Here is a 23,909-nt window from a genome sequence, read left to right on the forward strand (position 1 = left end):
CTCCTATGCTGAACTTAATTTCTAGAAAACCTATTAGAGATAAACGGGACTTCTTCAGCTGATGTTTGTTTCTCGGCTGTCTTTTGCTGCTTTCTCCTCATGTTCACAAAAGTGGATATATTAACTAGTATGCCCATTGAAATCATAAGCAATAAAAGCGAAGAACCACCATAGCTAATAAACGGGAGCGTTACTCCTGTTATCGGCAGCATTCCTGTAACAGCACCTAGATTGATCACGGTTTGAATCCCTACCATTCCAGAAATGCCGATCGCAAGCAAACTCCCAAAAGTTTCTTTACAGCGAATTCCTGTAACAAAGCCTTTGAAAACAATGTAGCCTAGCAATCCAATAACAAATACAACCCCAAAAAATCCAAGCTCTTCTGCAATCACCGCCATGATAAAGTCGGTATGCGGTTCAGGCAAGAACCCATACTTCTGGATACTTTGACCCAGCCCCTGCCCTGTCAACCCGCCCGAAGCAATGGCAAGATAGGAATTAATCAAGTGGTATCCACTGTTCTCCGGGTCTGAAAACGGGTTATATGCACCAGTAAAACGCGACAACTGCTCGTCACTCAGATTAAAGAACACAACAGATATTACCGTTCCCCCGATTAAGAGGAGCATTAGAATATGCTGCCATTTCATACCGGAGCAAAGAATCACCACTCCTGATGTGGCAGCGATGATCATCGCTGTTCCAAGGTCAGGCTGGATGACAACAAGTCCGAAAATAAAACCTATTATCAATAGGGGAGGTAAAGCTCCACGAGTAAAATGTGATATATAGCTTTGTTTCTTGGAGTAAATAGCTGCAAGATAAATGATTAGCCCCAGTTTTACAAATTCGGCAGGTTGGAACGTAAATCCTGCAATTTCGATCCAACTTGTTGCATTATTTGACGTTTTACCGAGAATAAGCACTACTAATAAAGAAAAAATAGATCCCAGCAAAAAAATTACCATGAATTTTTTATATGCTTTATAGGGAAAAAGCATCGTTACAAAGAAAGCAAGCACCGAAACAGCCAGCCACACCGCTTGCTTCTTAAAGAAAAAATCGCTTGGATATCCAAAACGCATAACAGCCCAGACCATGCTAGAACTGTAAACCATAACAAGGCCAAATGCGCATAATAATAATATCGAAACGATAAGCGTATAATCATAATGTTTAAACATTTTTTTTATCATAATTTTCATCCTACCTATTAATTCATCTGATATTGATAGAATTCGTCAGCAAGTCTGGAAAACCTGCCTGTATTCTTGATAATTGGGCCAAAAGCTCGTATGTATAAATTCAGATACATTTATATTTATAAAGATGGTTTTAAGACATTTTTGATAAAGTTCCATCCATCTGATTCCTTCCCTTTAATACGGAAGGGGATCAAGTTAATTATACCGACCCAAAGATTAAACAAGAATAACAGCTGCAAAAAACTATTGGTGGCCCTGCTGTCCAACCACTGCATTAAACCATAACAAAAGAAAAGATTTATCAGTGGACCCCCAATGGAAATAAGGCCCTGTTTCCATTTGTGGATCGAACCTTTTGAATGGGTTGTTGAATAGCCTCCAGCAAAATACAACAATCGGATTTCTACCGCAACATCGAGGGTGTTTTTCTCTATTAATAAAGGGCCTGTACCGAGGACCATCCGCAGGCCTTTTATTTTTAAAACCTTCGCAACGATGAGATGTCCTGTTTCATGCAGAAATATCGTCGCCGGGACAACAAACAACATGAACCAGATTGCTTCCAAAAACATACCTAACCTCCAGCGACCTTCTATTAAGGTATCTTCATTTTACCATAAATCACATGTTTTCTAATTTAGTAATCTCGTAATATGTGTAAAATAAATAAAAAACTCAAACTACCTGAGGGATAGTTTGAGTTATCGTTACTTTTGAACGCTGGCTTCATGCAGGGCAGACAATTGTTTTTCCAAAGATTCAAGCAGCTTTTTGCCGTCTTCTTCTTCGACTAATCCAAGTCGAACAGCAAAGTCAATTTCCCGTGACAGACCAAACATCTGCGTATCTAAAACCTCTTCATAAAGAGGACATTGAGGCATTGTTAAATTTTCCATTTGCACTTCAATTAATTTAAGGATCTTATTCGCATCTGCTTTTAACAGAGCATATGCTTTTTCACTGTGTCCTGTTGCCATCCCAGCTGACAAAATGATCCCTCCGTTCCCAATTGCCATTCCTTTTAACATCATATCTTTTTCCAATTAAAATTGCAAGACAATTCCTTGTAAACAGAGCTCATTTTATAAGGGCTGACTCCGGCTTTGTGATTCAAAAAATACTTAATTTAAAGTGGGAAGACAAAATTTCCAGCAGTTTGACTCCGGCAATGCTGTTTCCCTTTTGATCGAGCGGAGGACTGAACACACCGATTCCCATTTCATTTGGTACAAGGGAAAGTATCCCACCCGAGACCCCGCTTTTCGCTGGAATCGCTACCTTAATCGCAAATTCTCCTGAAGCATTATACATTCCGCAAGTAACCATGAACGTTTTCACTATTCTGGCAATATATGAAGGAATAATCTCCCTCCCTGTATCAGGATCTTTCCCTCCTTTTGCCAGTACCATCCCAATTCTGGCAAGGTCCTTACAATCAACCTCGATCGAGCATTGCTTTGTATAAGTTTCTAAATTTTGTTCTACATCTCCTTCGATCACACCATGCTGTTTCATGAAATGGGAAAGGGCCCGGTTAAGGTGCGATGTTTCGTATTCAGAGCGTGCGATCTCATGAGAAATCCCGATTGTAGGATTGTTTGTCATATCATGGACAAGTGTGAGGATCCTGCCTACTTTTTCATCAACTGTTTCTCCGGAAATCAAGCTCGTTACGACAAGCGCTCCTGCATTGATCATGGGATTTAACGGTTTAGAGGGAACCATTGATTCAAGTTTTGCAATCGAATTAAACGGATCTCCTGTCGGTTCCATCCCAACTCTGGAAAATACCTTCTCTTCGCCAGCATCCATAATTGCAAGGGCAAGGGTAATTATTTTTGAGATACTCTGCAATGTGAACTTTTCCTCTACATCACCAGCGGAAAGGCATTTCTCATCTTCCTGAAAAATGGCGATGGAAAGCGCTTCCGGATTGGCATTTGCAAGGCCAGGAATATAGTCAGCTACTTTTCCTTCATTTGCGAGAGGTTTAGCTCGGCTTACCATTTCTAATAGTTCTTCATTCGAAGTACATCTTACCAAATCTTTCACCCCATCATAAAGATAGTCACTGCTACTATTCCCTAAAAGTGACAAAACCAAGCACAAGCTTTATACTTGGGGATGGTTCAATTAAAAATCTTGACTACGGGGTGAAAACCATGAACGATATTATTCCTATCACCGGAAATGTAAAGTTCCAGTTAACACTGGATCCAGGAGTTTGGATATTCGATGACCGGAAAGTAGAAATCAAGGAGTTTTTCTCTAAAGAAACAGAGAAAAAAGATGAGCTTGAAGACTATGTTAAATCTGCTTCTGAAAACTGGGACCGTACGCGGAAACAGGGAGCAATACTTCCGCCGGTGAATAAAAGCATTAATCGATTTGAAAAAGAAAAAGCATTAACCGGTACTTTCGGCATTTTACTGGAACCCTTTTTAAAAAATGCCGAGCCTGGTGAGGATGCAGCGTTACTTCTTATCGAACGAAGCCAGGAAGAGACCATCTCTATCCCCCTGGAACAGGCGTATGGCAGCTTGCTTGGTTTTTCTGTTAACGGCAAGCCACTAAAAGAAGATGGCCCCATTCATTTTTATTATGGCGACGGTTCAAACCAATCTGAACCGATCAAAAACATCAAGCGGTTGATCGTGAAATAAAACCATTTATCCAGCTATAGGATGTCTGCGGCTAACTGAGCAAGCTGTGACCGTTCTCCTTTTTCCAGTTTGACATGGCCGCTGACCTGCTGGTCTTTAAATTTTTCCACCACATAGGTCAATCCGTTGTTATACTCATCAAGATAAGGATGGTCGATTTGCTTCGGGTCACCGAGCATCACGATCTTACTCCCCTCTCCTACCCTTGTAAGAATTGTTTTCACTTCATGCTTGGTTAAATTTTGAGCCTCATCGATGACGATGTATTGCTCAGGAAGACTTCTTCCCCGTATATAAGTCAATGCCTCAACCTGAATCGAACTTATTCCAGCCAGGATTTTATCCAGCTCAGCCGATTTCTTAACATTGAATAAGTACTCCAGATTATCATAGATAGGCTGCATCCAGGGCTTTAGTTTTTCATCTTTTTCACCTGGCAAGTAACCGATATCTTTTCCAACTGGCACTATCGGGCGAGCGATTAATAGCTTTTTATAATTATTTAAATCTTCCGTTTGCATTAGACCTGCAGCCATCGCAAGCAGTGTTTTTCCAGTTCCAGCTTTTCCTACCATGGTAACAAGCGAGATATCCCGTCGGAGAAGAAGGTCCAACGCCATCCGCTGTTGAACGTTTCTTGCCGTTATTCCCCATACATGTTCATTATCAAAAGCGCATTTTTTCAAAAAGCTTCTTGACCGATCAACCTTTCCGACTGCTGAAACGGATTTTCTTAACGTGTCTTTTAATATGACATATTGATTCGGATACAAAATACCGCACTGCAATGTCTCAATTGGAATACCGTTGTTCTTGTAAAACCCTGTGAGAACTTCACTCGATACAAACCTCTCCTGGTATCCTGTATAAATCTGATTGAATTCAACAACCCTGTCACTTAAAAAATCCTCAGCGGGAATGCCGAGCGCATCCGCTTTAACCCTAACAAGAGCATCTTTACTGACTAGAATAACCTGCCGCCCGTTTTCTTTTGTCTGTTCTTCCAGCAATAAATTTAAAGCTACTGCGATGATGCGGTTATCATTTGTCTTTTCAACAAACTTATCTTGCAAATATTGAAATGAACGATGGTTCAGCTCAACTCTTAGCATTCCTCCATTTTCTAATGCAACTCCCTCATGGAGCTTTCCTTTTCCTCTCATGCTATCGATCAATTTACTTACATGCCTCGCATTCCTTCCAACCTCATCCATATATCTTTTTTTAGAATCCACCTCTTCTAATACCACTGCAGGAATGATCACTTCATTATGTTGAAAGGAGTATATTGCTTTTGGATCCTGAAGCAAAACATTTGTATCTATAACATAGATCTTATCCAACATTTCGCCTCCTGACATCTAGAAATCATAGACTACTCTACTGTTTGGCATAGGCAATAATGGACAATACCTTTGTATAATCTATGAGGGACTGAATAAAGTTAGACGGTTATACAAAAAATAATTATAGAAATTAAGCAAACGTTCTACCTAAAGGAAACGGTTGGAGGGATTGGCAATGAAGAGAATCTTGATCCTATTCAGTTGCATTTGTTTCATAACGGCTTGTGCTAACAATAATGCGGCTGATGAGAAACAGACGAATAAAGTGCAAAATGTCAAACAATCGGTAGAATCCCCAAAAGAAAAACGGATGTCATCGAATGAAATCGCAAAGCACCTTACAAACCTTGCAAGACAAGTACCGGATGTTAATGACGCAACGGCTGTTGTAGCCGGCAAGTATGCCATTGTGGGGATCGATGTTAATAAAAAGTTAGACCGCTCTCGTGTTGGAACCATTAAATATTCCGTTGCAGAAGCATTAAAAAATGATCCTTACGGTGCTACTGCGATCGTAACAGCAGATGCTGATACCGTCCAGCGGCTCCGTGAAATGGGAAAAGAAATAAGACAGGGACGGCCTGTTGGAGGAATCGTGGAAGAGCTTGCAGCGATTATCGGCCGTATCATGCCTGAAGTTCCTAATGAGATCATGGATACTAAACCTGAACCAACGGAGTCAAATAATAAGCAACTAAATAAAAAAGAAGAGAGAGAAATGAAACAACAGCAGGAAAAACAAGATCTGCAACGTTAAATGACAAATTTGATGCAAGTTCCAAACAGATCCCCTAATGAAAAGAAGCTTAGTCGCTAAACTAAGCTTCTTTTCATCGCTTCCATAACTGCCAGGTCCAGCTTTGCAGCCGCTTCAAGGTCGTATACCTTTTCATAGGCAGGTTCAACAGACATCCTGGCACCATAAAACATCACATCTCTCACTTCATTGACCTTCACATTTATTAAAGCGAGCTTTAAAGGAACACCCTCAATCTTTTCCATAGCAATACTTGCAGAGCCATTAATGGAGTAAGTACTTTCATTGGCGATTAATGTAAAAGAAACGAGCGGGTTTTCTTTAATGTTCTTAATGATCCTGGAACGGTTGTCCACTGCAAATAAGATGGTTGTTTCATCAGGAGCATATAGCCAGGAAATCGCACTTACATACGGACCATAAGTTTCGTTATCAATTGTACATAGCGTTACATATTGCTCTTTTTGAAGCAACGTCCATAACTCCGCTGTTAAAATCGGATTGATCTTATTAGGCATGTCTACCCCTCCACTTTGTTATTTATTCGCTAAGCAAAGACTTGAGTATAGTGCATTTCCCATTAAATTGAAGAACAAACAAACTTTTTCATGTTATACTACTTGTAAGAATTGAGAGGTGTATTGATATGAGAGTGAAGTGCGTTATTTGCGATAAAATTGAAAAAATTGATAATCAGAGTCCGCTTGCTAAAAAGCTTAGAAATCGGCCGATTCACACATACATGTGCAAAGAATGTTATGAACGCATCGAAAATCGAACAAAAGAAAGGATCGATACCGGCAATTTCCGCTTATATAAAAAAGATGAAGCAAATGAGAGCTGGTAAGATAATAAATGATGGACTAATTGCCGGAACGGTAGCCGGTTTAATCCTGGGACTGTTTCTTAAATGGGTGGAAGCCAGAGATGGAAGTCTGGTATACACCCTTTTGTTAAACATCGATTTTATTCCTTTGATCGGTACTGTAAAATGGCCAGAGGAGATTGAATTTCTTTTTCATATCGTCATATCGTGGGGTCTAGGAATTGCCGTTTCTTTTTTGGCGCATCACTATAAATCACATCGTTCCTGTAGCCTTCTAATCCTTTCGGCAGCTTTTACTTTTCCGGCAGTGCTCCTATACTTTCCGTTAACCCTGCTTTCAGAAAAACGAACACCCCCCGTCACAGACAGTAATGCTTTTTTATGGTGGTCAGCCGGCCACTTCCTATATGCCGTTGGATTAGCGGGAACTGAAGCTATTCTTCTGAAAAGGACTGATAAGTGAAAGACGTGCACTAAATTCTAGCACGTCTTTTTAATGTTAGGGAATTTTCGATCGGTGAGGAATTTAACTGTTGTATTTTGGCTCTGATTCAATGGAAAGAAATAGTGCGTCGATCAGCTCCACAGGAAAGGTTTGTTGCCCATGCTTCCCTTTCACTGAATAAGTGACACAGTAATGCTGGTTATTCTTATCTACCTTAACAATATCCGCTTGATGATCATCTCTTAAAATTTGCTCGAAAAAGGCACACGTATCCTTTGCTGCTTTATCAGTCGTTCTCTTTTCCGCTACTTTTTTTATACTGAGCCAATTATAAAGCGTATCCTGCAGGTTCATAAGACCAACCTTTCTTATTCGTTTATTGGTCCTTTTTGGACTGGTGCAGTCTGACCTTATATATTATTAATACGACAGCGGCAGCCAAAAGTCCTTCAGCTACTGGTAAACCGATTCCGAAAAAAGTAAGGGGAAGGCAGCCGATCGCCAGAACGATGTAGATAACTGCTGATTTTAATACAGGAAGCTTTCGTGCAAACCCCAATTTATACACTACAACAGAAAGTGCCACGATAATCAGATACAAAAGCAAAAACCCCATAGTCGGGTTTTCGTATATTCCGACAAGCTGGGCAAATGTTGACAGGTCACCAGGTGATATTTCTGTTTGCTTATTCATTTTTACTTACCCCCGTTTAAGCCTCTATGTATAAAAAGAGGAAGATGAGTTTCTTCCCCTTTTCCAAACTTAATTTTATTGTTGAGAAAGCTTTTTCTTTTTAGCTGCTTTTTCACGTTCGTTTTTATCCAGAATTTTTTTGCGCAAACGGATTGTTTCAGGAGTGATTTCGCAATATTCATCATCATTCAAATACTCAAGCGCTTCCTCCAATGTTAAAATACGAGGACGTTTCATGTTTACTGTTTGGTCTTTTGTTGCTGAACGAACGTTTGTCATTTGTTTCATTTTTGTAATGTTTACTGACAGGTCGTTGTCACGGGTGTGTTCTCCGACGATCATGCCCTCATAGATTTCTGTACCCGGTTCTACAAAGATAGTTCCGCGGTCTTCCACCTGCATGATCCCATACTCAGAAGCTTTTCCTTTTTCCATTGAAACAAGAACTCCCTGTCTTCTTCCGCCTACTCTTCCGCCGATCAGAGGCTGATATCCGTCGAAGGAGTGATTCAAGATGCCATATCCCCTCGTTTGGGTCATAAACTCGGTGGCATATCCGATCAATCCGCGTGCAGGTACCATAAATTCAAGGCGGACCTGTCCTGTGCCGTTGTTGATCATATTGATCATCTCACCTTTGCGCTCTCCAAGGGATTCCATGACAGAGCCGGTGTATTCCTCCGGCACATCAATTTGAACACGTTCAACCGGCTCAGATTGTACGCCATCGATTTCGCGGACGATGACTTCAGGCTTGGATACTTGCAGCTCATATCCTTCACGGCGCATGTTTTCAATCAGGATGGACAGATGAAGCTCTCCGCGTCCTGACACAACCCATGCATCCGGTGAATCTGTATTCTCCACTCGCAAGCTAACATCTGTTTCAAGCTGAGAGCGAAGGCGTTCTTCAATTTTTCTGCTCGTTACATATTTACCTTCCCGCCCGGCGAAAGGACTATTGTTCACAAGAAAAGTCATTTGCAATGTCGGCTCATCGATTCTAAGAATAGGGAGTGCTTCCTGGTTATCGATAGGACAAACAGTTTCTCCAACGTTGATCTCTTCCATACCTGCTACAGCAACTAGATCGCCAGCTTTAGCTTCTTGAATCTCGATTCTTTTTAAACCGATAAAACCGAACAGTTTCGTTACCCTGAACTGTTTGACAGTTCCATCAAGTTTCATTAGTGCAACTTGCTGGCCTACTTTGATCATACCTCTGAACACCCGACCGATACCTATACGGCCTATATAATCGTTATAATCCAACAATGTTACCTGGAATTGTAGAGGCTCCTCACTGTTATCAATAGGTGCAGGGATATGTTCGATGATCGTATTGAATAATGAATCCATATTATTTTCCTGAGTTTCGGGTTCTAGGCTAGAAGTACCATTCAGGGCAGATGCAAATACAACCGGGAAATCGAGCTGGTCTTCGTCTGCACCAAGATCTATAAATAGATCGATCACTTCATCTATTACTTCATCAGGGCGAGCATTTGGACGGTCAATTTTGTTAACAACAACGATAGGCGTCAACTTTTGCTCAAGTGCTTTTTTTAGTACAAATCGTGTTTGAGGCATTGTGCCTTCATAAGCGTCAACAACAAGTAAAACACCATCGACCATTTTCATGATCCGTTCTACTTCTCCACCGAAATCCGCGTGTCCCGGTGTATCCATTATATTAATCCGGACATCCCCATAGTTGATGGCCGTGTTTTTTGCAAGAATCGTGATTCCTCTTTCTCTTTCAAGATCATTGGAATCCATTGCTCTTTCATCAATCTGTTCATTTTCTCTAAAAGTTCCTGACTGATGCAACAACTGGTCAACAAGTGTTGTTTTACCGTGGTCTACGTGAGCAATTATTGCAATATTACGTAAATCGTTTCTTGTTTTCATGAAATTCTCTCCTCATTTACTGACCAAAATCCGGTCGTAAAAACTAATAACTAAGACATTATAACATAATTTCTGAAATGGCAAATAACAACTATCACTTTTCTACGAACGTTTATTACGATAAACTATATTGTATGGGTGTAACAAGTATTAAGGTTATTCAATATTTATTCTTTTCATTTTTAGGAGGATATAAAATGAAATATGCAAATCTTCTCTTTTTTGTTCTAGCATGCCTTGCTGTGTTCAGCATGTGTGCGATCGGTATCTCGATCGCTGAATCAAGTGTGTTAGGCGGCATCGCTTCATTTGCTGGTGTGATTATCTTTATGGGAACAGGTTTTTATTTAAAAAGAAAACACAGAGAGACTGTTTCTTAAATTGCTTGATAAAAAAATTAACTATTAACTTTTTCTTCAACATAAAAAAGAGGGGCTGGTTCCCTCTTTTTTATGTATCTATAGGCAAAACGAACAAAAGGTATTCTCTTCCGCTTTCATCTTTCTCGATCTTATACTGTTCAAATCCAGCTGTTCCCAGGAATCTATGCCAATCATCAAAAGCAAAAGGATTAGCTGCAAAGATCACTTTGTTTTGCTTGACTAGGTGGGTAATATGCCGGATAATTTCCTTTCCGTACCCCGCTCTCCTGTATTCAGGGTTAACGATCACAGTACCGATCCACGGCTGTCCGTTAGATTCAGCAGATGGAAGAAAAAAAGTAATACCTACATCCATCCCTTCCTGTTGCCATACAAGCCATTCTCCTTTTTCGCTTCTATATTTCTCGATCAACCTCTCAAAATCCTCTGCTGAACTTTCTTCAGGAATCAACTCTTCATCAAGCCATTCTTTGTCTTTTGCCGTCCAGTTATACAGTAAAAAGATATCTTTATCTTCATCAAACGGTCTGTAATCCACATTTTCCTCCTTAAGATGGGGAATGGAGAAAATAATTATTTTCTAGCCCTTTCTTGATAAAATTACTATGAATCATTTGGTGGACATTTGATTTTCCTGCAAACACAGTGTTTTGCTTTAACATGTTAAGTTCACGCCCATCCAGAGTCGTGCACTTCCCTCCAACCTCCTCCACGAGGATAGCCCCTGCTGCAAAATCCCACGGAGAAAGCCTTAAGGAAATATATCCATCGAGCCTGCCGGCAGCAATATATGCCATTTCGATCGCTGCGGATCCTAATGACCTTGTCCCCCTTAATTCTTTTACTAGAGGTGCTAACATACGCGAGTCCACTCTCTTGTTCTCCGTCAGCCAGGTAGCATTTATAGCCAATACCGATTCATGCAATTCCACGTCAGACAGATTTTTTAAAGGTATGTCGTTCATAAACGCCCCCTGCCCTTTCAAGCAGTGAAACATTTCTCCGCGTGCTACATCCAGAATGATAGCCACTTTCCCGATTCCCTCTTCATATATGCCGATTGAAATCGCAAAATTGCTTTGCTGGTGAACAAAATTGGTCGTTCCATCGATCGGGTCAACAAACCAGATAATACCGCTCGTATCTTTCACTTTATCACCAAAACCTTCTTCTCCTACAATACGGTGTTCTGGATAGGCCGTATGTATCTTCTCAATAAAAAGTTGTTCCACATGACGATCGATATCTGTCACTAAATCACTAGGATTGCTTTTATATTCAACAGAAATAGAAGTATTGAATGTTTCCTTTATATAATCACCGGCTTCGTTTACCCACTTTTTCGAGATTTGATAAATTTCTTCCCAATTTGCTTCGTTCAATTTGCATTTCTCCTTTTTTCATATTTCCTTCCCTTTATTATGACAGGAATCCCTATAACAAACCAAGTGAAAAGCCACCCCGAAAATGTGAAGGCATAAAGAAAACCCGCCGATTGACGAGCTTAAAGTCTAAACAGAAGTAAAGTTGCTCTAATCTATATTCTTTAAATTTCTAACGGGTCCTGGGTCCTGTCCCTTATCATGCTTCTAACTGAAGCATTTCCTGGCGAAGCTTTTCTAATTTCTTTTTACTGATGTCCATCTCACTTTTGTTTTTTGCAAGCATTGCATCATGGAGTGTTGCAAGCTCATAATCGATTTCAAGCTTTAAAACTGGGATTCTTTTTTCTGCCTCGGTCCTTTTTAAAGACTGGATGACTTGCTTCATTGGTCTCTCACACCCCTTTTCTAATAATCTTTCTGACTTTACGACAAGCGACGGAGGACGTAAACTGAATTTTCTGATTTTTCTGGTTATATTGTTATTATATCTTATGCCCTTTGGCGGAAGTATGCAACCGATTTATTTGTTTATATTTTTCCACTCGCCAATTTATTTAAAACCTCCTAGTGAGCCCAAATTATTTATGTCCGATCAAGAATTATGGTAAACTTCACCTGGGTACATACTAATGAAAGACTTGTTAATGAGGAGGAAACTTATGACGTTTAAAGGTTTTACTGATGCTGATTTTAATACGTTCCGAATCGAAGGTTTAGATGAGCGGATGGATGTATTAAAAACAACAGTACGTCCAAAACTTGAAGCACTGGGAGAGCATTTTGCCCCCACCCTTTCATCCCTAGTGGGAGACGAAATGTTTTATCATGTAGCAAAGCATGCTAGAAGAACTAAAAATCCCCCTAATGATACATGGGTTGCATTCGCAAATAGCAAAAGGGGCTATAAAAAGCTTCCACATTTTCAAATCGGTCTCTGGGAATCCCATGTATTCGTCTGGTTTGCAGTTATATATGAATCACCTATTAAGGCATCTTATGCAGCACTGCTTGATTCGCATGTCGAGAATATTAGAAAACAGATTCCTGCCCACTATGTCTGGTCAATTGATCATACCAGGCCGGAAGCTACTCCTTTTAAAGAAATCACTTTCAACGAATTCGACAACATGACTGATAGACTGGCAAATGTAAAAAAAGCAGAACTCCTCTGCGGCATTCACTTACCAAGAGATAATAAACGAGTTTCTGACGGAAACCTATTTATCGAAACAGTGAGCGAAACGTTTGAAACCTTAATGCCCCTGTACAGGTTGGCTCAGCAAGCAAGCTCCTAGAATACCCATCATCAATTTTGCATTTCCTGCCTGGTTACAATCGCATTTAAAAAAGGAAGAGGCGAGGCCTCTTCCTTCATTTATTTGATTTTAACTTTTTGCTGATCTGTTGTCATCGCTTCTTTTACGGTATGGTAGCAAGAATAACCTGTTTCTTTATCAAATTCTCGGCATAGCTGTTTTTCTTCACTTTTACTTGGCACAATTTGCTTGAATATCTGGTAGTTTTCTTTTAAAACATTCGCTTTTATGCCTTCGTTATTTGCTTTTTCTACCGATTGAAAAAAGTTGACAACTGCAATTACTTCTTCTTTACTCCATTCCATTGAAATCGGGTAGTTAACATTCATGATTTCACCTCGAAGTTAGTATTTCCCCATCTTTTTCGAACTTCAGCGGCTTCTGAAAAGATCCGGTCAAAAAGTTCTTTCACTGTTGGAATATCATTTATTCTCCCAACTACCTGGCCTGCCCATCCAAACCCTTCCTGTTCTTTTCCTTCGTAAATGTATCTTTTATTTGCTTCACCGCTTATAAAGTCCTTTAACGCTTCATAAGACGGGTCAGAATCTTCAACCTTCAAAATCTTATCTGTCCATTCATTCTTGAGTGCTCTTGCAGGAGCCTGTATTGCTCTTTTTATTACTACAGTATCTGTTTCTTTACTCGAAATAATCCTTTCCTTGTATGTATTATGAGCATGTATGCATTCTTGCGTTGCAATGAAGCGGGTTCCCATTTCTACCCCCTCTGCTCCAAGTGCGAAACCTGCCATCAAACTTCTTCCGTCACCGATTCCTCCTGAAGCTAAGACAGGTATGTCAACCGCGTCTACAACTTGCGGAATTAAAACCATTGTTCCGATATCATGTTTCCCAAGATGGCCTCCGCCTTCCTGTCCTACTGCCATTACAGCATCCGCCCCTAGCTGTTCCGCTTTTACCGCCTGTCTTGTTCCGGAAACCAGGACTAGTTTTTTGATCTCCGTTCCTTCTAACTTTTGAAAAACAGGAGCAGGATTTCCTCCTGTAACAGATATTACCGGCACCTTTTCATCTATCGCTACTTCAAGCATATCTTCATACGGCCGACCATGCTGGCCGATTGCATAATTGACCCCGAATGGTTTTGATGTTAGTGTTTTTACCCTTTTTATCTCGTTTCTTAACGCTTCAGCTGAGGACATAGACATAGCTGTTATTTGGCCGAGCCCGCCTGCATTACTGACTGCCGCAGCCAGGTCTGAATAAGCCAGGTATGCTAAACCTCCCTGGACGACAGGGTATTTTATTCTTAGCATTTCTGTCACTCTTGTGTTCCACTTCAATTGAAATCGCCTCCCTTTGTTCAGTTCTCCATCAATTGTTCAGATTCCTTTCAAAAAATTTCTTGCAAAACCTTCTACGTTTGATATACTCATCTTTGTTTTATATTTTTCATTAGAATGTAAAGTTTGCTTTCTAGTTTTCAAGTGGAATATACAATAATGATTTCTTATTATGTAACAATTTATTTTAAGTTTAGAAATTGAGGTGCTTAAAGTTGTCCCAATTTGATACTCCATTGTACACCGGGCTTTTAAATCATATAAAGAAAGACCCGATACAATTTCACATTCCAGGCCATAAAAAAGGTTCAGGGATGGATCCCCATTTCAGGGAATTTATTGGCGAAAATGCGTTATCAATCGATTTGATCAACATCGGCCCGCTCGATGATCTTCACCATCCACACGGCATTATAAAAGAAGCTCAACAGCTTGCAGCCGAAGCTTTTGGAGCAGATGCTACCTTCTTCTCGGTTCAAGGAACAAGCGGAGCGATAATGACAATGGTGATGGCAGTATGTTCACCTGGAGATAAAATCATTGTCCCGCGAAACGTTCACAAATCGGTTATGTCAGCGATAATTTTTTCAGGTGCAACACCTGTATTCATTCATCCTGAAGTAGATCAAAACCTTGGTATTTCACACGGGATCACCACTGAGTCCGTTGAAAAAGCACTGGAACAAAATCCTGATGCAAAAGGGGTATTAGTGATCAATCCAACCTACTTTGGTATCTCGGCAAACCTTGAAGAAATCGTAAATGTCGCCCATTCTTATCAGGTGCCCGTTTTAGTGGATGAAGCTCATGGCGTTCACATCCATTTTCATGATGACCTTCCGATGTCGGCTATGCAAGCAGGAGCTGACATGGCTGCAACAAGTGTCCATAAGTTAGGGGGTTCAATGACACAGAGCTCTGTTTTAAATGTTAGAGAAGGGCTTGTTAGTCCTAGCCGTGTCCAGGCTATCATCAGCATGCTGACGACAACATCAACTTCTTATCTGCTTTTAGCCTCCCTTGATGTAGCAAGAAAAAGGCTTGCAACAGAAGGCCATGATTTAGCTGAGAAAGCGATCGCACTTGCAGAGACAACAAGGAAGCAAATTAATGAGATCCCGCAAATCTATTGTGTTGGAAGAGAAATACTGGGGACACAGGCTACTTACGATATGGATCCTACAAAGTTAATTATTTCAGTTAAAGAACTTGGGATTACCGGATATGATGTGGAAGTATGGCTAAGAGAAAACTATAACATCGAAGTTGAGCTTTCAGACCTTTATAACATCCTTTGCATTATTACACCGGGTGATACCGAAGAAAACACCTCTATCCTTGTAAAAGCTTTGCAAGAGTTATCCGATACGTTCAGTGAAAATATAAAAGAGGCCAAAAAAATCCCGGTGCATGTGCCAAACATTCCACTTCTGGCATTGTCACCCCGAGATGCCTTTTACTCTGAAACCGAAGTTGTTCCGTTCCAGGAATCAGCCGGGAGAATCATTGCAGAATTTGTGATGGTATATCCACCAGGTATACCAATCTTTATACCGGGCGAAATAATTACGGAAGAAAACCTGCGCTACATTCAAGAAAATCTGGAAGCAGGACTGCCTGTCCAAGGGCCAGAAGACGATGACCTTAACTATCTGCGTGTAATCAAGGAACATCGCGCAATCAAATAAAGAGGTGCCCGAGGCACCTCTTTTTATTAATATTTACTTTTGGTTTTTATCGTGTTTGCTGTTACAATCCGGACATTTACCATACAGCGTTGTTACCTTTTCGTGCTCCACATGGCTGATTGTGTTATCGCAAGATTGACAAATGATGATTCCCATTGTATCCATCTCCTTACGAGTTTTTTGTAAACGGTTTCTTTTTGGTGTAATTTCATAATAATATGTCACATTTAAAAAGTCAACATTAAATTGTATAACACATTAATTTATATAGCACATTTTTAACCCAGCTAAACATATAATTATAGATAGCGTACTAGAAAAAATTATAACCTATTTAAATATCGATCATTATGCCAGAATTATTAAAAAACTGATAATATAATGTATAGAAGAAACTACTATATATGGAGGGATTACATTTGGGTAAAAGCGCCTTCGTCAAGCTGGTCACAGACTCTTTGAAACAAGAAATAACAATCGAGGAAATCAAGGCTTTATTAAAATCTTATATAGACCATACATACAAAACCGGTGAACAGCTTAACTGGTCTTACATGCAAGCTGCGTTCCCTTATCAAATAGAAGAAACCTCAGAAGGGAGAAACAAATGGTTCTATTTAAAAGGTAATACATCCGGTTACTATTATATTGTTGTGGGGCTCGATAAACAGAATGAAAATAATGCCGGTCCAGTCATACAAATAGCCCTCCCTGAAAAGTCTACCCATGGGGATAAGGGCAAAGCCATTGAGTTTTGCAAATACATCGCTTCAAAGCTTCAGGGTGAACTAACCCTATTTAACGGGCGAAAAATGTTTTACTATAAAAAATAACAGCCGCACGGCTGTTATTTTTTATTTCCTGGTGTTTGGATAGTATCAGGATCTATAAACCCATACCCTTTTTCCTGCAGGCCTTTCACGATGTCTTCAAGACCTTCGTTCGTCCATTCTCTATCATGCATTAAAAGGTTAGCTCCATTAGACAATAACGGCGTGTTTACCATTATATCGGAAATTCCCTCTTTATTTTGATATTGCTTTTCCCAGTCATAGCCATATGTCCAGTTCATGAGAAGCATATTTTCTTCAGCCACCAATTGTTTTGAGTAGTCTGTATTCTGTCCAAACGGGGCTCTAAAGAATTTAGGACGTTCCCCTATCGTTTCTTCAATTATGTCGTTTAATGTGACAATTTCTTCCCTTTGTTTTTCCTCGCTTAAATCTCTTAAGCTTGCATGTGTCATCGTATGGTTTCCAATTTCAAAACCCATATCGTGAATTTGCTTTAACCTCTCTTTTTCTTCATCCGTATCGATAAAGTGCCCGTTTATAAAAAAGATTGCAGGCACTTTTAATCTCTTCAATTTATTGGCCATCTCAACCGCATGTTGATCAGGCGCATCATCAATCGTTAATAAAACAACTTTTTCTGAAGCATCAGCAATAGGTTCAAACCCCCAGTAGGAAGGATTGAGTTTATACTGCGGCTCTATCTGCACTTGTTCCTCGTTATTTTTCCCTTCAGCATCATCACTTTTTTCTTCAGCTTGAGCATCTTTTACGCCAGTATTCTTTTCTTCAGCCGCATTCTTATTATCGGTCTCGCCGGATTTTACCTGTTCATCTGTTTCAACGACCTCTTTTTTCTTTCCGGTGTCATCAGCCTGTTCATTTGTTGCTGATTGGCTGGAACATCCCGTTACCAACAACCCCAATAGAACAGCATTTAAAATAACTTTTCCTTTCTTCATCATGGTGTCCTCTCCCCCGAGTTTTAGATTTGTAAATCAATCATAATGGAACATACCCGAACAATAAAGAGGTTAAAGCAAATTCTAGAAAAAATTGTTCTTATTTACTGTATTAACCATTATAAAGCTTATCCCTTTACAACGTTCGCTAAAAGAATTATACTGAAAAACGTGTTTTTTTCAGCCTGACTAACCTGATTAACTAACTAAAAGATGGGGTATAGGTAAAAAAGTACTAAGCCCGAAAAGTTATTGCGCCGGTGATAGAATATTCCTGCTTGAACACACAAATACTTAAAAGGCTCTCATTCGTAATGTTGTGAAAAATAATATAAAGGAAAGGTGGTATATTATGCGAAATTTAACCAAAGTATTTATATTCTCGGTAATACTGACCTTAATCTTTATTATCTGGGGCGTATTGTCTCCTGATGGTCTTGCTGACTCGACAGCGGCCATTCAAAACTTTATTCAAATTAAATTTGGCTGGTTCTATCTTTTGTCTGCTACAGGGTTTCTTATTTTTGCAATTTATTTGATTTTTTCCCGGTTCGGGAAAATCAAGCTGGGAAAGGATACTGATGAACCAGAGTACAGTACACTCACATGGTTCGCTATGCTTTTCTCCGCAGGAATGGGTATTGGGCTTGTGTTCTGGGGAGTCGCAGAACCGATGTATCATTTTTACGGGCCACCCGCCGGCGCGCCTGCTGAAACAACAGAATCTGCACGTCTTGCATTCCGATACGCTTTCTTCCACTGGGGCTTGCACCCCTGGGGTATTTATACGGTTGTAGCACTTGCGCTTGCCTATTTTAAGTTCCGAAAAGGGGCACCCGGAATCGTGAGTGCCGTATTCTATCCTATCCTTGGCGAAAGAGCCAAAGGCCCGATCGGATATGTCATCGATGTTATCGCGGTATTTGCTACTGTTATCGGTGTTGCAACATCCCTTGGATTTGGAGCATCCCAGATCAGTGGAGGTATCTCCTATTTAACTAATATCGAGAACAATATAGTAACACAACTTATTATTATTGCTATCGTAACAGTGCTATATATGTTATCTGCCAGCACTGGCCTTTCTAAAGGAATTAAGTACCTTAGTAATACCAATATTGTTCTGGCGATCGGCTTAATGCTTTTCTTGCTTTTTGCAGGACCTACAAACTTTATTATGGATCTATTCACAACTACACTCGGCAGTTACATTCAAAACCTTCCGAGTATGAGTTTACGTATGAGCCCTTTCGAGCATTCTCCATGGATTCAAAGCTGGACAATTTTCTATTGGGCCTGGTGGATAGCATGGGCTCCTTTCGTTGGAACATTCATTGCTCGTGTTTCCCGCGGCCGGACAATTCGTGAGTTTGTAATAGGAGTACTTGCTGTACCAACGATTTTTGGAGCACTGTGGTTCTCAGTGTTCGGCGGATCTGCTATTTCGCTTGATATGGCAGGTAAAGGTATCATGGATATTATTAATGATCAGGGGATGGAAGTTGCATTGTTCTCTGTTCTTGAACAGTTTCCATTTGGAACGGCAATGTCGGTTATTGCTATATTGCTGATCAGTACGTTCTTTATTACATCAGCTGACTCGGCAACGTTTGTGTTAGGAATGTTAACGACAAACGGAAGCTTAAATCCTAATAACTCCATTAAATTCACATGGGGAATCATCCAGTCTGCAGCTGCTGCGGTTCTTATTTTGTCAGGAGGACTCCAAGCCCTGCAAACAGCTTCCATCATTGCAGCTTTCCCATTTGCAATAATCATCATCGGAATGATTATTTCCCTGCTAAAAGCGCTTCAGGCTGAAGTGAAAAAGAAATAGTAAGAGCGCAAAAAGGCTTAACATTTTCGTTAAGCCTTTTTTATATTCTATTTTTCAAACAAGGAACACTCCATGGGTATCTTTCATATCTAGAGGAATCGACAAGGGCGAAACTTTTTCACTGGACAATCAATTCCGTTATGATGTAACTGCTTGTACTGAAAAACGTTATAAAAAAAGTTATTTTTCTATGTTTCATAACGTAAATGCTAATAATCGTTACAAGGTAAAGAAATATTAGAAACATAATGATTTTAAATGTCATCTTATCTCTCGTGGACAAATGGAGCACCAGTGAGAAGCCATACCAGGTTATTGCTTGCAATAAAAAGGTAATCAATACTCTTTTCATGTTCCTTGCTCCTTTTCCTTATACTACAATGCTTCGCTCTAATCCGAAAACCATTAATAGTACCGCTCTTCATATGGCAAATAGCTTTTCATGCCTATTATATCCCTTTCTCTTTACTATTTAGAACAAACAAAAAAAGAAACGCTGTTTAGAGCGTTTCTTTTTTTATCTTTTTATTTAGCAATATGGATAGGAGAACCAAGAGCAACCTCAGCTGCTTCCATTGTGATTTCTCCAAGTGTCGGATGAGCATGAATTGTTAACGCAATGTCTTCAGCTGTCATGCCAGCCTCGATTGCAAGACCTAACTCAGCAATCATATCAGAAGCATTTGGCCCTGCGATTTGTGCTCCAATAACAAGTCCATCCTCTTTACGAGTAATAAGCTTCATGAATCCATCTGCATCATTTAGAGACAGAGCTCTTCCGTTCGCTGCAAACGGAAACTTCGATGCTTTTACATCATAACCAGCTTCTTTTGCTTCTGTTTCATTATAGCCAACAGAAGCAAGTTCAGGATCGGAGAATACGACAGCAGGAATTCCTAGATAGTCGATCTCGGATGGTTCTCCTGCAATAGCTTCAGCAGCTACTTTACCTTCGTATGATGCCTTGTGGGCAAGCGCTGGACCCGCCACAACATCACCAATGGCATAAATATTTTCTATATTGGTTCTGCATTGTTTATCAATGTTGATCAGCCCTCTGTCTGAAAGCTCGATTCCAACCTGCTCAAGACCGATTTCATCTGTATTTGGCTTACGGCCAACTGTTACAAGAAGATAGTCAGCATCGTAGGTTTTAGTTTCACCTTTTACCTCTGCTGTTACTTTTACGCCGTCTTTTGTTTCTTCCACGCTTTTGGCCATCGCTTCTGTAACAATTTCAACATTGCCTTTCTTTTTCAAGCGTCGAGAGACAATCTGGCTCATCTGTTTTTCAAAGCCTGAAAGAATTTGCTTAGTTCCTTCAAGAATCGTTACTTCCGTTCCAAAGTTCGCATAAGCCGTGCCAAGTTCAATTCCGATATAACCTCCACCAATAACGACCATTTTCTTTGGAATTTCTTTCAGAGCAAGTGCTCCAGTGGATGAAATCACACGGTCGCTCCACTTAAAGTTTGGAAGTTCAATCGGGCGAGACCCTGTAGCGATGATGCAATTGTTAAACGTATAAGTTTGAGAATTCTTTTCATCCATGATACGTACAGTGTTCTTATCAACAAAATATACTTCACCCTGGATTACATCGATCTTGTTTGCTTTCATCAGGCCAGAAACGCCGCCAGTCAATTTGTTTACAACAGACTGTTTCCATTCCTGGACCTTTGACATATCAACTTTTACGTTTTCAGAAGTAATACCGATATCGTCGGAATGTTTTGCAGTTTCATACTTATGTGCTGCTGAGATCAGTGCTTTGGAAGGAATACATCCAACGTTCAAACATACACCGCCAAGCGTTCCTTTGTCTGCAATCGCTACCTTTTGTCCCAACTGAGCAGCGCGAATAGCTGCTACATATCCTCCAGGACCTGATCCAATGACAAGTGTGTCTAATTCAATCGGAAAATCGCCTACTACCATTTTTTTACGCCTCCATTATTAAGAGTTGTGGATCGTTCAATAGTCGTTTAATGTGATTAAGTGCGTTCTGAGCTGTTACACCGTCGATCAAGCGATGATCATAGCTGATCGATAGAGCAAGAACTTGAGCTACAACAACTTCTCCATCCTGGACAACAGGTTTCTCTTCAATACGTCCGATGCCAAGGATCGCAGCATCCGGATGGTTAATGATCGGTGTAAACCATGCTCCTCCGGCAGAGCCGAGATTGGAAATCGTGCAAGTGCTTCCTTTCATTTCATCGCCTGACAGTTTACCATCACGTGCCTTCTTAGCTAACTCATTGATCTCATTTGAGATAGTTAGGATCGATTTGCGATCAGCATCCTTTACAACAGGTACCACTAAGCCAGCTTCGGTATCTGCCGCAATACCAACATTGTAATAATGCTTATGCACAATTTCCTCATTCGCATCATCAATAGAAGAATTTAAGATCGGGTACTCTCGAAGAGCCGATACCAGCGCTTTTACAACATACGGCAAGTATGTCAGCTTAATGCCTTTGTCAGCAGCCATAGCTTTGAATTTTTTACGGTGTGCAACTAGATCTGTTACGACAACTTCATCCAGGTGAGTGACATGAGGTGCAGTATGCTTGGAGTTAACCATGGCTTTTGCAATTGCTTTACGCATACCTTTGAACTTCTCACGTGTTTCCTGGCCTTGCTGTGAAACGGCAGCAGCCGCCGGTTGAGCAGCAGCCTTCTCTTCATCGGCTGGTTGTGCTTTTGCTTCTTCTTGCGCTTCGGCCTGCTGCGGAGCTCCACCTTCTTGATAGTTATCGATATCTTCTTTTAAGATGCGTCCGTTCTTACCAGAACCCTGCACCTTCTTTATGTCGATGCCCTTTTCACGGGCATATTTGCGAACAGCAGGCATAGCGATAACGCGCTTGTCCGAATCTTCTTCTGTTTCAGGCTCTTTCGCATCATCGTTTGCTTCTTTTGCTTTGTCTGCTTCTGGTTTTTGCTGTTCGTCGGCTTTTGGCTGGTCATCAGTTGTTTCTTCTTCAGCAGCTGCGTTATCTTCATAACCTTCTGCATCAAACACAACGATAACTTCTCCAACCGTTACAGTAGCGCCTTCTTCAGCATTAATTGATTTTACTGTTCCGTCAACCGGACAAGGAATTTCGACAACTGCCTTATCGTTTTGCACTTCGGCCAGTACGTCATCTTCTTTTACCTCATCTCCTGGTTTAACAAACCATTTTACGATCTCGCCTTCATGGATACCTTCACCGATATCCGGCATTTTAAATTCGTATGCCACGGTTTTCGCCTCCTAAGTAAGTTTACCATAATTTTCTCAACATTGGTCGCAAGAAAAATCGAACACGATCGACTTCTCACATAAACTGTCGTATCTATGCCCGAAATTGTAGAAACTAGCGAAAAGAAATCAGCCATGACCGATTTCTTTTCAAGTTCACTAGAAATTAACTACTGTTTTTGCTTTCTCAACGATATCTTTATAGTCTGGAAGCCATACGTCTTCTGCCGCCGAGAATGGAAAAACAGTATCTGGAGCTGTCACGCGCAGTACAGGAGCTTCCAGGCTTAAAATAGCACGGTCATTAATTTCCGCAACTACGTTAGAAGCTACCCCTGCCTGTTTTTGCGCTTCCTGTACAACGATAGCACGATTTGTTTTTTCAACAGAAGCAATAATCGTATCGATGTCGAGCGGGCTTACTGTTCGAAGGTCGATTACCTCTGCACTGATTCCTTCCTTTTCAAGCTCTTCCGCTGCTTTTAGTGAAGAATGAACCATCGCTCCATAAGTGATAATGGTAATATCACTTCCTTCACGTTTCACATCAGCTTTACCGATTTCAACGGTGTATTCTTCCTCTGGAACCTCTTCACGGAATGAACGGTAAAGCTTCATGTGTTCAAGGAAAATAACTGGGTCGTTATCACGGATTGCTGAAATTAAAAGTCCTTTTGCATCATAAGGAGTTGAAGGAATAACAACTTTCAAACCGGGTTGCTGGGCCATTAAGCCTTCAAGGCTGTCCGCATGGAGCTCAGGAGTCTTAACCCCTCCTCCAAACGGTGAGCGGACAGTGATCGGTGCATTATAGGTGCCACCAGAACGGTAACGCAAACGAGCCATTTGGCCAGAGATAGCATCCATTACCTCATAAACAAATCCGAAAAATTGAATTTCAGGCACTGGACGGAATCCAGTTAACGCAAGCCCGACTGCAAGCCCGCCGATCCCAGATTCAGCAAGAGGAGTATCAAACACTCGGTCTTCTCCAAACTCTTTTTGTAATCCTTCTGTTGCACGGAATACGCCGCCGTTTTGGCCGACATCTTCACCAAAAACGAGTACATTTTCATCGTTTTTTAATTCCGTACGCATCGCATCAGTGATTGCTTGAATCATTGTCATTTGCGCCATA

Annotated in this window: 29 protein-coding genes; 9 read left to right on the top strand and 20 right to left on the bottom strand. The window is 40.6% G+C overall.

Features of this window, described 5'->3' with window-relative positions; translation table 11 throughout:
- Positions 1–14: 14 nt before the first annotated feature.
- The 4 genes from ftsW to glsA all read right to left on the bottom strand — a co-directional run bounded on the left by ftsW (position 15) and on the right by glsA (position 3,215).
- Positions 15–1,199 carry a putative lipid II flippase FtsW gene (gene ftsW, locus FCL54_RS07550; RefSeq protein ID WP_138124979.1) on the bottom strand — a complete coding sequence of 395 codons (1,185 nt, stop codon included), beginning with the start codon at positions 1,197–1,199 and terminating at the stop codon, positions 15–17.
- Positions 1,200–1,324: 125 nt separating this feature from the next.
- Positions 1,325–1,780 (bottom strand): site-2 protease family protein, encoded by a 456-nt coding sequence (locus tag FCL54_RS07555; protein ID WP_138124981.1) that lies wholly within the window; start codon positions 1,778–1,780, stop codon positions 1,325–1,327.
- Between the two features lie 135 nt (positions 1,781–1,915).
- A complete protein-coding gene (locus FCL54_RS07560) occupies positions 1,916–2,197 on the bottom strand; it encodes an Fpa/YlaN family protein (RefSeq protein ID WP_138125574.1) in 282 nt (93 codons plus the stop codon).
- A gap of 121 nt (positions 2,198–2,318) precedes the next feature.
- A complete protein-coding gene (glsA, locus tag FCL54_RS07565; protein WP_138125576.1) occupies positions 2,319–3,215 on the bottom strand; it encodes a glutaminase A in 897 nt (298 codons plus the stop codon).
- Positions 3,216–3,370: 155 nt separating this feature from the next.
- Between glsA and FCL54_RS07570 the strand changes: the two genes are divergently transcribed.
- On the top strand, positions 3,371–3,871 hold the full coding sequence (locus FCL54_RS07570; RefSeq protein ID WP_138125578.1) for a peptidyl-prolyl cis-trans isomerase: 501 nt from the start codon (positions 3,371–3,373) through the stop codon (positions 3,869–3,871).
- Positions 3,872–3,885: 14 nt separating this feature from the next.
- On the opposite strand, the gene FCL54_RS07575 is transcribed toward FCL54_RS07570, so the two are convergent.
- The gene (locus FCL54_RS07575) at positions 3,886–5,217 is read right to left on the bottom strand and encodes a PhoH family protein (RefSeq protein ID WP_138124983.1); all 1,332 of its coding nucleotides are present in this window, start codon (positions 5,215–5,217) and stop codon (positions 3,886–3,888) included.
- Positions 5,218–5,392: 175 nt separating this feature from the next.
- Between FCL54_RS07575 and FCL54_RS07580 the strand changes: the two genes are divergently transcribed.
- A complete protein-coding gene (locus FCL54_RS07580) occupies positions 5,393–5,974 on the top strand; it encodes a YhcN/YlaJ family sporulation lipoprotein (protein ID WP_138124985.1) in 582 nt (193 codons plus the stop codon).
- 56 nt (positions 5,975–6,030) lie between these two features.
- Here FCL54_RS07580 and FCL54_RS07585 read toward each other — a convergent pair whose 3' ends face one another.
- Positions 6,031–6,492: a pyridoxamine 5'-phosphate oxidase family protein gene (locus tag FCL54_RS07585; RefSeq protein WP_138124987.1), complete on the bottom strand. Its 462-nt coding sequence runs from the start codon at positions 6,490–6,492 to the stop codon at positions 6,031–6,033.
- Between the two features lie 128 nt (positions 6,493–6,620).
- Between FCL54_RS07585 and FCL54_RS07590 the strand changes: the two genes are divergently transcribed.
- Positions 6,621–6,821, top strand: coding sequence for a YlaI family protein (locus FCL54_RS07590; RefSeq protein ID WP_138124989.1), 201 nt, complete (start codon positions 6,621–6,623; stop codon positions 6,819–6,821).
- Positions 6,808–7,263 (top strand): hypothetical protein, encoded by a 456-nt coding sequence (locus FCL54_RS07595; protein WP_138125580.1) that lies wholly within the window; start codon positions 6,808–6,810, stop codon positions 7,261–7,263. The genes FCL54_RS07590 and FCL54_RS07595 overlap by 14 nt, the downstream gene beginning before the upstream one ends.
- Positions 7,264–7,326: 63 nt before the next feature.
- Here FCL54_RS07595 and FCL54_RS07600 read toward each other — a convergent pair whose 3' ends face one another.
- The 3 genes from FCL54_RS07600 to typA all read right to left on the bottom strand — a co-directional run bounded on the left by FCL54_RS07600 (position 7,327) and on the right by typA (position 9,850).
- Positions 7,327–7,599 (bottom strand): hypothetical protein, encoded by a 273-nt coding sequence (locus FCL54_RS07600; RefSeq protein WP_138124991.1) that lies wholly within the window; start codon positions 7,597–7,599, stop codon positions 7,327–7,329.
- Between the two features lie 22 nt (positions 7,600–7,621).
- Entirely contained in the window at positions 7,622–7,939 is a 318-nt protein-coding gene (locus FCL54_RS07605; RefSeq protein WP_138124993.1) for a YlaH-like family protein, read from the bottom strand.
- Positions 7,940–8,014: 75 nt separating this feature from the next.
- Positions 8,015–9,850 carry a translational GTPase TypA gene (gene typA / locus FCL54_RS07610; RefSeq protein ID WP_138124995.1) on the bottom strand — a complete coding sequence of 612 codons (1,836 nt, stop codon included), beginning with the start codon at positions 9,848–9,850 and terminating at the stop codon, positions 8,015–8,017.
- Positions 9,851–10,047: 197 nt separating this feature from the next.
- Here typA and FCL54_RS07615 point away from each other — a divergent pair, with 197 nt between their 5' ends.
- Positions 10,048–10,230 carry a DUF5325 family protein gene (locus FCL54_RS07615; RefSeq protein WP_138124997.1) on the top strand — a complete coding sequence of 61 codons (183 nt, stop codon included), beginning with the start codon at positions 10,048–10,050 and terminating at the stop codon, positions 10,228–10,230.
- Between the two features lie 70 nt (positions 10,231–10,300).
- Here FCL54_RS07615 and FCL54_RS07620 read toward each other — a convergent pair whose 3' ends face one another.
- The 3 genes from FCL54_RS07620 to FCL54_RS07630 all read right to left on the bottom strand — a co-directional run bounded on the left by FCL54_RS07620 (position 10,301) and on the right by FCL54_RS07630 (position 12,003).
- Positions 10,301–10,771: a GNAT family N-acetyltransferase gene (locus tag FCL54_RS07620; protein WP_171016732.1), complete on the bottom strand. Its 471-nt coding sequence runs from the start codon at positions 10,769–10,771 to the stop codon at positions 10,301–10,303.
- 10 nt (positions 10,772–10,781) lie between these two features.
- Complete coding sequence (locus FCL54_RS07625; protein ID WP_138125001.1) at positions 10,782–11,615, bottom strand: inositol monophosphatase family protein; 834 nt, start codon at positions 11,613–11,615, stop codon at positions 10,782–10,784.
- Between the two features lie 199 nt (positions 11,616–11,814).
- Positions 11,815–12,003: a hypothetical protein gene (locus tag FCL54_RS07630; RefSeq protein WP_138125003.1), complete on the bottom strand. Its 189-nt coding sequence runs from the start codon at positions 12,001–12,003 to the stop codon at positions 11,815–11,817.
- A 274-nt stretch (positions 12,004–12,277) separates the two neighbouring features.
- Here FCL54_RS07630 and FCL54_RS07635 point away from each other — a divergent pair, with 274 nt between their 5' ends.
- On the top strand, positions 12,278–12,913 hold the full coding sequence (locus FCL54_RS07635; protein ID WP_138125005.1) for a YktB family protein: 636 nt from the start codon (positions 12,278–12,280) through the stop codon (positions 12,911–12,913).
- An 80-nt stretch (positions 12,914–12,993) separates the two neighbouring features.
- Here FCL54_RS07635 and FCL54_RS07640 read toward each other — a convergent pair whose 3' ends face one another.
- Positions 12,994–13,263, bottom strand: coding sequence for a UPF0223 family protein (locus tag FCL54_RS07640; RefSeq protein ID WP_138125007.1), 270 nt, complete (start codon positions 13,261–13,263; stop codon positions 12,994–12,996).
- Positions 13,260–14,240 carry an NAD(P)H-dependent flavin oxidoreductase gene (locus FCL54_RS07645; RefSeq protein WP_138125009.1) on the bottom strand — a complete coding sequence of 327 codons (981 nt, stop codon included), beginning with the start codon at positions 14,238–14,240 and terminating at the stop codon, positions 13,260–13,262. The genes FCL54_RS07640 and FCL54_RS07645 overlap by 4 nt, the downstream gene beginning before the upstream one ends.
- A 215-nt stretch (positions 14,241–14,455) precedes the next feature.
- On the opposite strand from FCL54_RS07645, the gene FCL54_RS07650 reads away from it, so the two are divergent.
- Complete coding sequence (locus FCL54_RS07650; RefSeq protein ID WP_138125011.1) at positions 14,456–15,928, top strand: aminotransferase class I/II-fold pyridoxal phosphate-dependent enzyme; 1,473 nt, start codon at positions 14,456–14,458, stop codon at positions 15,926–15,928.
- Between the two features lie 33 nt (positions 15,929–15,961).
- On the opposite strand, the gene FCL54_RS07655 is transcribed toward FCL54_RS07650, so the two are convergent.
- Positions 15,962–16,093 (bottom strand): GapA-binding peptide SR1P, encoded by a 132-nt coding sequence (locus FCL54_RS07655; RefSeq protein ID WP_425467113.1) that lies wholly within the window; start codon positions 16,091–16,093, stop codon positions 15,962–15,964.
- A 254-nt stretch (positions 16,094–16,347) separates the two neighbouring features.
- On the opposite strand from FCL54_RS07655, the gene FCL54_RS07660 reads away from it, so the two are divergent.
- Positions 16,348–16,761, top strand: a complete 414-nt coding sequence (locus FCL54_RS07660; RefSeq protein WP_138125015.1) for a DUF1885 family protein — start codon at positions 16,348–16,350, stop codon at positions 16,759–16,761.
- A gap of 14 nt (positions 16,762–16,775) precedes the next feature.
- On the opposite strand, the gene FCL54_RS07665 is transcribed toward FCL54_RS07660, so the two are convergent.
- Entirely contained in the window at positions 16,776–17,684 is a 909-nt protein-coding gene (locus tag FCL54_RS07665) for a polysaccharide deacetylase family protein (RefSeq protein ID WP_246055171.1), read from the bottom strand.
- A 349-nt stretch (positions 17,685–18,033) separates the two neighbouring features.
- On the opposite strand from FCL54_RS07665, the gene FCL54_RS07670 reads away from it, so the two are divergent.
- A complete protein-coding gene (locus FCL54_RS07670) occupies positions 18,034–19,518 on the top strand; it encodes a glycine betaine uptake BCCT transporter (protein WP_138125017.1) in 1,485 nt (494 codons plus the stop codon).
- Positions 19,519–19,636: 118 nt separating this feature from the next.
- On the opposite strand, the gene FCL54_RS07675 is transcribed toward FCL54_RS07670, so the two are convergent.
- The 4 genes from FCL54_RS07675 to FCL54_RS07690 form a co-directional block, all read right to left on the bottom strand.
- Positions 19,637–19,870: a hypothetical protein gene (locus tag FCL54_RS07675; protein ID WP_138125019.1), complete on the bottom strand. Its 234-nt coding sequence runs from the start codon at positions 19,868–19,870 to the stop codon at positions 19,637–19,639.
- Between the two features lie 173 nt (positions 19,871–20,043).
- Entirely contained in the window at positions 20,044–21,456 is a 1,413-nt protein-coding gene (lpdA, locus tag FCL54_RS07680) for a dihydrolipoyl dehydrogenase (RefSeq protein WP_138125021.1), read from the bottom strand.
- Between the two features lie 4 nt (positions 21,457–21,460).
- Positions 21,461–22,771: a dihydrolipoamide acetyltransferase family protein gene (locus tag FCL54_RS07685; protein ID WP_138125023.1), complete on the bottom strand. Its 1,311-nt coding sequence runs from the start codon at positions 22,769–22,771 to the stop codon at positions 21,461–21,463.
- A gap of 159 nt (positions 22,772–22,930) precedes the next feature.
- A complete protein-coding gene (locus FCL54_RS07690; protein WP_138125025.1) occupies positions 22,931–23,908 on the bottom strand; it encodes an alpha-ketoacid dehydrogenase subunit beta in 978 nt (325 codons plus the stop codon).
- Position 23,909 lies beyond the last annotated feature (1 nt).

Origin of the sequence: Exobacillus caeni (genome assembly GCF_005747095.1) — a bacterium.
In the GTDB taxonomy this organism is placed as follows: Bacteria; Bacillota; Bacilli; order Bacillales; family Guptibacillaceae; genus Exobacillus; species Exobacillus caeni.

Bases quoted from the DNA above. Each gene is read 5' to 3' on its own strand.
- glsA (WP_138125576.1), bottom strand. From the start codon at position 3,215: ATGGTAAGCCGAGCTAAACCTCTCGCAAATGAAGGAAAAGTAGCTGAC.
- FCL54_RS07575 (WP_138124983.1), bottom strand. From the start codon at position 5,217: ATGTTGGATAAGATCTATGTTATAGATACAAATGTTTTGCTTCAGGAT.
- FCL54_RS07585 (WP_138124987.1), bottom strand. From the start codon at position 6,492: ATGCCTAATAAGATCAATCCGATTTTAACAGCGGAGTTATGGACGTTG.
- FCL54_RS07555 (WP_138124981.1), bottom strand. From the start codon at position 1,780: ATGTTTTTGGAAGCAATCTGGTTCATGTTGTTTGTTGTCCCGGCGACG.
- FCL54_RS07635 (WP_138125005.1), top strand. From the start codon at position 12,278: ATGACGTTTAAAGGTTTTACTGATGCTGATTTTAATACGTTCCGAATC.
- FCL54_RS07605 (WP_138124993.1), bottom strand. From the start codon at position 7,939: ATGAATAAGCAAACAGAAATATCACCTGGTGACCTGTCAACATTTGCC.
- FCL54_RS07690 (WP_138125025.1), bottom strand. From the start codon at position 23,908: ATGGCGCAAATGACAATGATTCAAGCAATCACTGATGCGATGCGTACG.
- FCL54_RS07595 (WP_138125580.1), top strand. From the start codon at position 6,808: ATGAGAGCTGGTAAGATAATAAATGATGGACTAATTGCCGGAACGGTA.
- FCL54_RS07590 (WP_138124989.1), top strand. From the start codon at position 6,621: ATGAGAGTGAAGTGCGTTATTTGCGATAAAATTGAAAAAATTGATAAT.
- FCL54_RS07570 (WP_138125578.1), top strand. From the start codon at position 3,371: ATGAACGATATTATTCCTATCACCGGAAATGTAAAGTTCCAGTTAACA.
- FCL54_RS07615 (WP_138124997.1), top strand. From the start codon at position 10,048: ATGAAATATGCAAATCTTCTCTTTTTTGTTCTAGCATGCCTTGCTGTG.
- ftsW (WP_138124979.1), bottom strand. From the start codon at position 1,199: ATGATAAAAAAAATGTTTAAACATTATGATTATACGCTTATCGTTTCG.
- FCL54_RS07670 (WP_138125017.1), top strand. From the start codon at position 18,034: ATGCGAAATTTAACCAAAGTATTTATATTCTCGGTAATACTGACCTTA.
- typA (WP_138124995.1), bottom strand. From the start codon at position 9,850: ATGAAAACAAGAAACGATTTACGTAATATTGCAATAATTGCTCACGTA.
- FCL54_RS07630 (WP_138125003.1), bottom strand. From the start codon at position 12,003: ATGAAGCAAGTCATCCAGTCTTTAAAAAGGACCGAGGCAGAAAAAAGA.
- FCL54_RS07600 (WP_138124991.1), bottom strand. From the start codon at position 7,599: ATGAACCTGCAGGATACGCTTTATAATTGGCTCAGTATAAAAAAAGTA.
- FCL54_RS07580 (WP_138124985.1), top strand. From the start codon at position 5,393: ATGAAGAGAATCTTGATCCTATTCAGTTGCATTTGTTTCATAACGGCT.
- FCL54_RS07640 (WP_138125007.1), bottom strand. From the start codon at position 13,263: ATGAATGTTAACTACCCGATTTCAATGGAATGGAGTAAAGAAGAAGTA.
- FCL54_RS07675 (WP_138125019.1), bottom strand. From the start codon at position 19,870: ATGAAAAGAGTATTGATTACCTTTTTATTGCAAGCAATAACCTGGTAT.
- lpdA (WP_138125021.1), bottom strand. From the start codon at position 21,456: ATGGTAGTAGGCGATTTTCCGATTGAATTAGACACACTTGTCATTGGA.
- FCL54_RS07655 (WP_425467113.1), bottom strand. From the start codon at position 16,093: ATGGATACAATGGGAATCATCATTTGTCAATCTTGCGATAACACAATC.
- FCL54_RS07665 (WP_246055171.1), bottom strand. From the start codon at position 17,684: ATGATGAAGAAAGGAAAAGTTATTTTAAATGCTGTTCTATTGGGGTTG.